Source organism: Actinomadura geliboluensis, from assembly GCF_005889745.1.
Classification (GTDB): Bacteria; Actinomycetota; Actinomycetes; order Streptosporangiales; family Streptosporangiaceae; genus Spirillospora; species Spirillospora geliboluensis.
This window is the reverse complement of sequence record NZ_VCKZ01000391.1, coordinates 1-8,378: the sequence shown is the minus strand read 5'-3', so window position 1 is coordinate 8,378 and position 8,378 is coordinate 1. Positions and strand designations below refer to the sequence as shown.

Sequence of the window (8,378 nt, the reverse complement as noted above, 5' to 3'; positions counted from 1 at the left end):
GGCCGGGGTGACCGACGACCGCAATGTGGCGATCCGGCACGTCCACGAGGGCCTGCGCGACCTGGAGAGCCGCGCCGGAAGGGTGCGGCACGTCGCCCTCGCCCCCGACGGCACCACGGCCTACATCGACCTCCGCACGGTCGGCGAAGCCTGGCGGGACGAGGCCACCGGCAGCATCATCTGGCGGGCCGAGTGAACCCCGCCGACCACCTCGACCGCCTTGGCGAGGCCCTCATAGGTGCGGGCTGGAACACGGCACAGCGCTACGAGGACTCGCCGCCACTCCTGCGAGTGTTCTCGTCCGCGCTCCCTGAAGTGGGGGAGAGCGTCTGGGTGAAGCCGGGCGTGGGCGGCGTGCCGTGGTTCATCGCCTCCACGGGCGACCCCCTGGCTCCTTGCCACGATCCCGGCCAGGCTCGATGGGAATTGGAGGTGCTGTTGGCGGCATATGGCTGCGGCCTGGAGGGCGCGGGGCGTCCTCCAGGCCGCGTGCAGCGCCGGTCGGCCTAGATGTCGTAGTAGAGCTCGAACTCGTGGGGGTGGGGGCGGAGGCGGATCGGGTCGATCTCGAACTCGTTCTTCATCGTGATCCAGGTCTCGATGAGGTCCGGGGTGAAGACGCCGCCCTCCAGCAGGTAGTCGTGGTCGTCGGCCAGGGCCGCGAGGACCTCGGGGAGCGAGCCCGGGACCTGCGGGATCGCGCGGGCCTCCTCGGGCGGGAGCTCGTAGAGGTCCTTGTCGACCGGCTCCGCCGGCTCGATCTTGTTGCGGATGCCGTCCAGGCCCGCCATGAGCATGGCGGAGAAGGCCAGGTACGGGTTGCAGGACGGGTCCGGGACGCGGAACTCGACCCGCTTGGCCTTCGGGTTCGAGCCGGTGATCGGGATGCGGATGCAGGCCGACCGGTTGCGCTGGGAGTAGACCAGGTTGACCGGGGCCTCGTAGCCGGGGACGAGCCGGTGGTAGCTGTTCACCGTCGGGTTCGTGAACGCCAGCAGGGACGGGGCGTGCTTCAGCAGGCCGCCGATGTAGTAGCGGGCGTTGTCGGACAGGCCCGCGTAGCCGACCTCGTCGTAGAACAGCGGCGCGCCGTCCTTCCAGAGGGACTGGTGGCAGTGCATCCCGGAGCCGTTGTCACCGAAGATCGGCTTCGGCATGAACGTGACGGTCTTGCCGGCGGCGCGCGCGACGTTCTTGACGATGTACTTGTAGAGCTGGAGCTGGTCGGCGGTCTTCAGCAGCGTGTCGAAGCGGAAGTCGATCTCGGCCTGGCCGGCGGTGCCGACCTCGTGGTGCTGCATCTCGACGTGGATGCCGACGTCGAGGAGCTGCGCCACCATCTCCGAGCGCAGGTCGGTGTAGTGGTCCATCGGCGGGACGGGGAAGTAGCCGCCCTTGTAGGGGGGCTTGGCGCCGAGGTTGCCGCCGGGCTCCTCGCGGCCGGTGTTCCAGGCGCCCTCGACCGAGTCGAGGTAGTAGTAGCCCGCGTTCTGCTTCGTCTCGAAGCGGACGTCGTCGAAGATGTAGAACTCGGCCTCGGGGCCGAAGTAGCAGGTGTCGGCGATGCCGGTGCCGCGCAGGTAGTCCTGCGCCTTCTTCGCCACGTTGCGCGGGTCGCGGCTGTACGGCTCGCCGGTGAGCGGGTCGTGCACGAAGAAGTTCAGGTTCAGGGTCTTGTGCTGGCGGAACGGGTCGACGACGGCGGTCGTCGGGTCCGGGAGCAGCAGCATGTCCGACTCGTGGATCTCCTGGAAGCCGCGGACGGACGAGCCGTCGAACATCAGCCCCTCGGTGAAGACGCTCTCGCCGAAGCTCTCCACCGGGAACGTGAAGTGCTGCATCTTGCCGGGCAGGTCCACGAACCGGCAGTCGACGAACCGCACACCTTCGTTCCTGATATAGCTCAGTACCTCTTCGGCGCTGGTGAACATCCGGCCTCCTCAAGGCGCATCTCGGCTTCTTGAAAAAGCTAGGTCGGCGCCGTTTCCCGGCCGTGTCTCGTATGTTTCCGCTGTGTTACGCGTCACTCGGGGCCCGTCGGAACGCCTCGGCGGACGGGATAGCGTAGACGCCATGAGCGGTGGTAAGGGGCGGGCGGCCGGGCCCCGGTGGACGCAGACGTGGCTGAGCGGCGCGGGCGCGGCGGGCGCCGACCTCGGCCGGCCCGGGGAGCGGCTCGGGCTGCCGGAGCAGGGCAGCGGCGCCGTCGCCTCCTACGGCCGACGGCTCATCGCGCTGTTCCTCGACTGGGGCCTGTCGATGCTGGTCGCGAGCCTGCTGGCGCGCGGGTTCGGCTGGGAGCCGGCCGAGCGCAGCCTGTGGACGCTGGCGATCTTCGGGCTGCAGGCGTGGGTGCTCACCGCGTTCCTCGGCATCACGATCGGCAAGCGGCTCGCCGGCATCCGCGTCGTCCGGCTGGACGGGCGGCCCGTCGGGCTCGGCTTCGGCCTGGCCCGGGCGGCGCTCCTCCTGCTGGTGCTGCCCGCGCTGTTCTGGGACCGCGACTACCGGGGCCTGCACGACCGCGCCAGCAACACGGTCGTCGTCAACATCTAGCCTCGGCGGACTTCGCACCGGAAACGAGAAGAGCGCCCCCGCGGGGGCGCTCTCGCTCATCGCTTTCCTGCGCGGTGCGTTTCCGGTTCACCGCGTCTTCGGCTTGGGGCCCTTCGGCATCTTCACGCCCTTCGGAATGGGCCCCTTCGGCATCTGCATCGACCGGGGGAGTGCCTGGAGCCGGTCGTTCAGCTCGGCGACCTGCCCCTTGGTGAGGTTGCGGGGCAGCTTCATCAGGTGGCGCTGCAGCTTGTCCACCGTGATCTGGCCCTCGTCGTCCCCGACCTGCACGTCGTAGATCGGCACCTGCTGGGCGGCGCGGGAGATGCGCTTCTTCTCGGCGCCGAGCAGCGGGCCGACGCGGTTGCGCGGCCCCTCCGACACGAGGATCACGCCCGGGCGGCCGACCGCGCGGTGCACCATGTCGAGGTTGCGGTTGCCGCTCACCGCCTCGGTGACCGTCCAGTTGCCGCGCATGTTCTTCAGGATCGCGGCGGCCGCGCCCGGCTGCCCCGCGATCACCTTGTACTGCGCGCGCTGCGCCAGCTGGCCGAAGACGATCATGCCGACGGCGAGCGCCGCCAGGATGCCCAGCGGGATGAAGAACCACAGCTGGCCGGCGAGCAGCCCGATGACGATGACGACGACCAGGGTCCCGATCGCCGAGGCGAACACGATCGGCAGCGCCTTCGGGTCGGCCTGGCGGAGCACCTGGGCGACCATGCGGATCTGCTTGAGGCGGCCCGGACGCTCCTGGGCCCCGTCCGTGGGCTTTTTCGACATGAATACAAGGATAGTCGGGTCGGTCGCCTGACCCGACAACCCCCGCTAGGCGCGCGCCTCGATCGCCTGCTGGTACAGGCGCCCGGCGCGGTAGCTGGACCGGACGAGCGGCCCGGACATGACGCCCGCGAACCCGATCTCCTCGGCCTCCGCCGACAGCTCCACGAACTCCTCCGGCTTCACCCACCGCTCCACCGGGTGGTGGCGGGGGCTCGGCCGCAGGTACTGGGTGATCGTGATGAGCTCGCAGCCCGCCTCGTGCAGGTCGCGCAGCGCCTGCGAGACCTCCTCGCGGGTCTCGCCCATGCCGAGGATCAGGTTGGACTTGGTGACGAGGCCGTCCTCGCGGGCCCGGGTGATGACCTCCAGGGACCGCTCGTAGCGGAACCCGGGCCGGATCCGCTTGAAGATCCGCGGGACGGTCTCCACGTTGTGCGCCAGCACCTCCGGCCGGGTGGAGAACACCTCGGCGAGCTGCTCGGGCACGGCGTTGAAGTCGGGGATCAGCAGCTCCACGCCGCAGCCGGGGACCGCCGCGTGGATCTGCCGGACGGTCTCGGCGTACAGCCAGGCGCCGCCGTCCTCCAGGTCGTCGCGGGCGACGCCGGTGACGGTCGCGTACTTCAGCCCCATCGTCGCGACGGACTCGGCGACGCGGCGCGGCTCGTCGCGGTCGAGGGCCTTCGGCTTGCCGGTGTCGATCTGGCAGAAGTCGCAGCGCCGGGTGCACTGGTCGCCGCCGATGAGGAAGGTGGCCTCGCGGTCCTCCCAGCATTCGAAGATGTTGGGACAGCCGGCCTCCTGGCACACCGTGTGCAGGCCCTCGGACTTCACCAGGCCGATGAGCTCGCGGTACTGCGGGCCCATCTTCAGCCGGGTCTTGATCCACTCTGGCTTGCGCTCGATCGGGGTCTGGCTGTTGCGCGCCTCGACGCGCAGGAGCTTGCGTCCCTCGGGTGTCACCGTCGTCACGCGTCCCAGACTACGTCCCGATCTCCGGTGGCGGCACCTCGGCCGACGGGGCCTCGATGGCGTATCGGAGCGATCTCGAACGTATGACAGTACCCCGGTCGTGTAGCCGATTCGCGTGTTTCGGCCATGGTCGACAGTGGATCTCTCTAGGGTGACTCCCTGTCGTCACGCAACAGCGTTAGCAGGAGGACCGCAGTGGGTCTGGCAATGTCGTACCTCAGGGTGCCGCCGGTGCTGGAGGGGGAGCCGGATCCCGGCCGCGTCGCCCGCCACATCTTCGGTGCCCCCGACTGGCGCCGCCGCGGCGCGCCGGGACTGTTCGAGCTGGGCTGGGCGTGGCAGGCGGTGCACTACCTCGTCACCGGCGACCCGTGGGACGGGCGGCAGCCCGAGGCGGACGTCGTGTGCGGCGGCCGGCTGCTCACCGAGGACGGCGCCGACGAGCTCGGCATGGATGTGATCTTCCTCGCGCCGGACCGGGTCAAGCCCACCGCCGACCATCTGGCCGCGACGCCGTTCGCGAAGGTCGCGGGCCGGTTCGACCCGGCCGCGATGAACAGGGCCGGCGTGCAGGACGCGGGACGGCTCGACGGCGCCGCCCGCGACAAGGTGCTCAAGCCCGCCTACGAGGGGCTGACGCGGTTCTTCGCGGCGGCGGCCGCCGAGGGCCAGGCCGTCTACAAGGTCATGGCCTGATCCGCTGACACGCCGAGCTGCGCCGTGGTGCGGTGGAACGTCTCCGCCGCGCCGAGCACCGCGGCGAGGTGCCGCTCGACCAGCGGGACGACCTCCGCGACCGTGACCTCCCGGCCGAGCTCCCGGCTGAGGTTGGTCGACCCGACGTCCCGGATCCCGCAGGGGACGATCTTGTCGAACCAGCCCATGTCGTTGTCGCAGTTCAGCATGAAGCCGTGCATCGCCACGCCCCGCGCCACCCGGATCCCGATCGAGCCGATCTTGCGGTCGGGCGCGCCCGGCACCCACAGCCCGCTGCGCCCCTCCACGGTCGCCGTCGCCAGCCCGAGCTCGGCGCAGACGTCCATCATCATCCGCTCCAGCAGCCGCACGTAGCCGACGACGTCCACCGGGTCGGGCAGCCGGACGATCGGGTAGCCGGTGAGCTGCCCCGGCCCGTGCCAGGTGATCTTGCCGCCGCGGTCGACGTCGATCACCGGTGCGCCGGGGTCGCCGAACGGCCGGTCGAGCGCCTCGGTCCGCTTGCCCGCCGTGTAGACCGGCCGGTGCTCCAGCAGCAGCACGGTGTCGGGGATGGCGTCGTCCACCCGCAGCGCGTGGGTGCGTTTCTGCAGCTCCCAGCCCGCCTCGTAGGGGACGGCCGCCTCGCCGAACCCCGCGTGCACCACCACCAGCTCGCGTACGTCCACATCGCTCACCCGGCCAGCTTATGCCGCGGGCGGCGCGGCCGCTCCTCAGAGGGCGGCGAGCAGCCGCGGCTCCAGCCGCGTCTCCTTCGCCTTGCCCGGCCCGTCCGGTTCGACGCGGTAGGCGCCCGCGTCCCGCCGGTAGGAGACGGCCTGGACGAACTCGGTGCCGACGTAGTGCAGCGCCACCGACTCGTCGGCCGCGTACCCGCCCGGCAGCGTCCCCTCGCCGACGAGCTGCTGCAGCAGCGGCCGGCGCTGCGGCTCGCTGTCGTAGTGCACCCCGCACGAGAACGGCAGCAGCCCGAGGCCGTCGGTCATCGGCGCGAGCTGCGGCCCGAACGAGTCGGTGTTGCCGCCGACGTGCCAGCACAGCGCGCCCGCGCTCTGCCCGGACAGCACGACGCCCTCCTGCCACGCCTCCCGCATGATCTCGTCGAGCCCGTGCAGCCGCCACAGCGCCAGCAGGTTCGCGACGCTGCCGCCGCCCACGTAGACGAGGTCCTGGGTGAGCAGGTGCGCCCGCATGTCGGCGACGTTCGGCATCGGGAACAGCGCCAGGTGGCTGACCTCGGCGTCCATGGCGGAGAAGGCGGCGTAGGAGCGCGCGATGTACTGGGGCGCGTCCCCCATCGCGGTCGTGACGACGCAGACGCGGGGCCGGTCCTGCCCGGTCAGGTCGAACGCGTAGCGCAGCAGCGGGCTGGGCGCGAGCCCGTCCCGGCCGTCGGGCACGAAGGTGCCGCCGCCGATCGCGAGGATGTGCGGCTGTCCGTCAGTGCTCATTCACTCTCCTCTTGAGCCGGGCTGTCCCAATGTCACCGTATGACTACCGAATGGGGCCGGCCGGGACTTTGACGAATCTTGGGACTCACAGGACGGCGGCGAGGGCCTCGTCCACGTGCTCGTGCGCGAACCGGAACCCCGCGTCGGTGAGCCGCCGGGGCAGCACCCGCTGGCTGACCAGCGGACCCTCGTCGGCGAACCCGAGCAGCGCCGCCCGCAGCGCGAACCGCGGCACCGCCAGCCGCGCCGGCCGGTGCAGGACGCGGCCGAGCGCCCGCGTGTAGGCCGCGTTCGTCACCGGGTTCGGCGCGGTCAGGTTGACCGGCCCCGCGATCTCCTCGTCGATCAGGAACCGCAGCGCCGCGACCTGGTCGGCGAGGGAGATCCAGCTCGTCCACTGGCGGCCGTCGCCGAGCGTGCCGCCGAGCCCCAGCCGGAACAGCGGCAGGGTCCGTCCGAGCATGCCGCCCTCGCGGGCCAGCACGACCCCGGTGCGCGGCAGCACGACCCGGACGCCCGCCTCCCGCGCCGGCTCGGCCGCCGCCTCCCAGTCGCGGACGAGGTCGGCGAGGAAGCCGCGCCCGGCGGGGGAGTCCTCGTCCACCTCCCGGTCGCCGGTGTCGCCGTAGTAGCCGATCGCCGACCCGCACACCAGCACGCGGGGCCGCGGGTTCGCCGCCGCGATCCCCTCGGCGAGCGTCCGGGTGCCGTCCAGCCGGCTCTCCCTGATCTTGCGCTTGTACGCCTTCGTCCACGGCCGGTCGCCGACCCCGGCGCCCGCCAGGTGCACGACCGCGTCCGCGCCCTCCAGGGAGTCCTTCTCGACGCAGCCGTCCGCCGGGGACCAGCGCGCCTCGTCGTCGCGCGCCGGCTCCCGCCGGACCAGCCGGACGACGTCGTGGCCGTCCTCCCGCAGTGACTGCACCAGCGCCGAGCCGATGAGGCCCGACGAGCCCGTGACGGTGACCCTCATGCACCCCACACTAGGCGGACGATGCCACCGGACGGTGAGATTCTCACCCCGGTCCCGCGTTTCCCCGGACGCGCCGAAGCCCCGCCGCCCATAAAGCGCGGCGGGGCTCCAGCGACCAGGACGCCCTCAGTTACAGGCTGCTACAGGCCGAGGTCGGCGTCGAAGTTGCCCTCTTCCAGGCGGTGCTTGATCGTGGCGAGGAAGCGGGCGGCGTCCGCGCCGTCGATCAGCCGGTGGTCGTAGGTCAGCGCCAGGTAGACCATCGAGCGGACCGCGATGACCTCGCCGAGCTGCGGGTCGTCGATGACGGCGGGGCGCTTCACCACGGCGCCGGTGCCGAGCATGCCGACCTGCGGCTGGTTGAGGATCGGGGTGTCGAACAGCGCGCCGCGGCTGCCGGTGTTGGTCAGCGTGAACGTGCCGCCGGCCAGCTCGTCCGGGCTGACGTTCCCGGCGCGGGTGCGCTCGGCGAGGTCGGCGATCCGCTGGGCGAGGCCGCCCAGGTTCAGCTGCCCGGCGTTGTGCACGACCGGGACCATGAGGCCGCGCTCCTGCACGTCCACCGCGATGCCGAGGTTCTCGACGTCGTGGTAGGTGACCTCGTTGGTCTCGCTGTTGATGACCGCGTTCAGCTTCGGGTGCGCCTTGAGCGCCTCGACCGCCGCCTGCGCGAAGAACGGCAGGAACGACAGCTTGACGCCCTCGCGGGCCTCGAAGTCGGCCTTGGCCTGCTCACGCAGCCGCGCGATCCGCGTGACGTCCACCTCGACCACGGTGGTGAGCTGCGCCGACACCTGCAGCGACTCGACCATGCGGCGGGCGATCGTCTGCCGCATCCGGGACATCTTCTCGGTGCGGCCGCGCAGCGCGAGCTGCTCGGCCGGGGCGCCCGCGGGGGCGGGCGCGGCGTGCCGGCCGGCCGGCGC

10 protein-coding genes are annotated in these 8,378 nt (G+C 71.5%); 3 read left to right on the top strand and 7 right to left on the bottom strand.

What is annotated here, in order from left to right; all coding sequences use genetic code 11:
* Positions 1-196: hypothetical protein (locus tag ETD96_RS45305; protein ID WP_171069392.1), on the top strand; the 196-nt coding region annotated here is incomplete at its 5' end.
* Positions 197-506: 310 nt separating this feature from the next.
* Here ETD96_RS45305 and glnA read toward each other — a convergent pair.
* Positions 507-1,931, bottom strand: a complete 1,425-nt coding sequence (glnA, locus tag ETD96_RS35990) for a type I glutamate--ammonia ligase (protein WP_138640942.1) — start codon at positions 1,929-1,931, stop codon at positions 507-509.
* Between the two features lie 142 nt (positions 1,932-2,073).
* On the opposite strand from glnA, the gene ETD96_RS35985 reads away from it, so the two are divergent.
* On the top strand, positions 2,074-2,556 hold the full coding sequence (locus ETD96_RS35985; RefSeq protein WP_138640941.1) for an RDD family protein: 483 nt from the start codon (positions 2,074-2,076) through the stop codon (positions 2,554-2,556).
* Between the two features lie 87 nt (positions 2,557-2,643).
* Here the strand turns inward: ETD96_RS35985 and ETD96_RS35980 are convergent, their stop codons facing one another.
* Entirely contained in the window at positions 2,644-3,339 is a 696-nt protein-coding gene (locus ETD96_RS35980; protein ID WP_138640940.1) for a DUF4191 domain-containing protein, read from the bottom strand.
* A gap of 45 nt (positions 3,340-3,384) precedes the next feature.
* Positions 3,385-4,311, bottom strand: coding sequence for a lipoyl synthase (gene lipA / locus ETD96_RS35975; protein WP_138640939.1), 927 nt, complete (start codon positions 4,309-4,311; stop codon positions 3,385-3,387).
* A 195-nt stretch (positions 4,312-4,506) separates the two neighbouring features.
* On the opposite strand from lipA, the gene ETD96_RS35970 reads away from it, so the two are divergent.
* Entirely contained in the window at positions 4,507-5,007 is a 501-nt protein-coding gene (locus tag ETD96_RS35970) for a DUF1877 family protein (RefSeq protein WP_138640938.1), read from the top strand.
* Here the strand turns inward: ETD96_RS35970 and lipB are convergent.
* From lipB to sucB, 4 genes are all read right to left on the bottom strand, one after another.
* Positions 4,989-5,705, bottom strand: a complete 717-nt coding sequence (gene lipB, locus ETD96_RS35965) for a lipoyl(octanoyl) transferase LipB (protein ID WP_240808481.1) — start codon at positions 5,703-5,705, stop codon at positions 4,989-4,991. The genes ETD96_RS35970 and lipB overlap by 19 nt on opposite strands.
* Before the next feature lie 36 nt (positions 5,706-5,741).
* Complete coding sequence (locus ETD96_RS35960; RefSeq protein ID WP_138640937.1) at positions 5,742-6,479, bottom strand: Type 1 glutamine amidotransferase-like domain-containing protein; 738 nt, start codon at positions 6,477-6,479, stop codon at positions 5,742-5,744.
* Positions 6,480-6,564: 85 nt separating this feature from the next.
* Positions 6,565-7,452, bottom strand: coding sequence for a TIGR01777 family oxidoreductase (locus ETD96_RS35955; protein ID WP_138640936.1), 888 nt, complete (start codon positions 7,450-7,452; stop codon positions 6,565-6,567).
* A gap of 140 nt (positions 7,453-7,592) precedes the next feature.
* The coding region (sucB, locus tag ETD96_RS35950) for a 2-oxoglutarate dehydrogenase, E2 component, dihydrolipoamide succinyltransferase (protein ID WP_138640935.1) at positions 7,593-8,378 on the bottom strand (786 nt) is incomplete at its 5' end.

Bases quoted from the DNA above. Each gene is read 5' to 3' on its own strand.
- ETD96_RS35960 (WP_138640937.1), bottom strand. From the start codon at position 6,479: ATGAGCACTGACGGACAGCCGCACATCCTCGCGATCGGCGGCGGCACC.
- glnA (WP_138640942.1), bottom strand. From the start codon at position 1,931: ATGTTCACCAGCGCCGAAGAGGTACTGAGCTATATCAGGAACGAAGGT.
- ETD96_RS35955 (WP_138640936.1), bottom strand. From the start codon at position 7,452: ATGAGGGTCACCGTCACGGGCTCGTCGGGCCTCATCGGCTCGGCGCTG.
- ETD96_RS35985 (WP_138640941.1), top strand. From the start codon at position 2,074: ATGAGCGGTGGTAAGGGGCGGGCGGCCGGGCCCCGGTGGACGCAGACG.
- ETD96_RS35980 (WP_138640940.1), bottom strand. From the start codon at position 3,339: ATGTCGAAAAAGCCCACGGACGGGGCCCAGGAGCGTCCGGGCCGCCTC.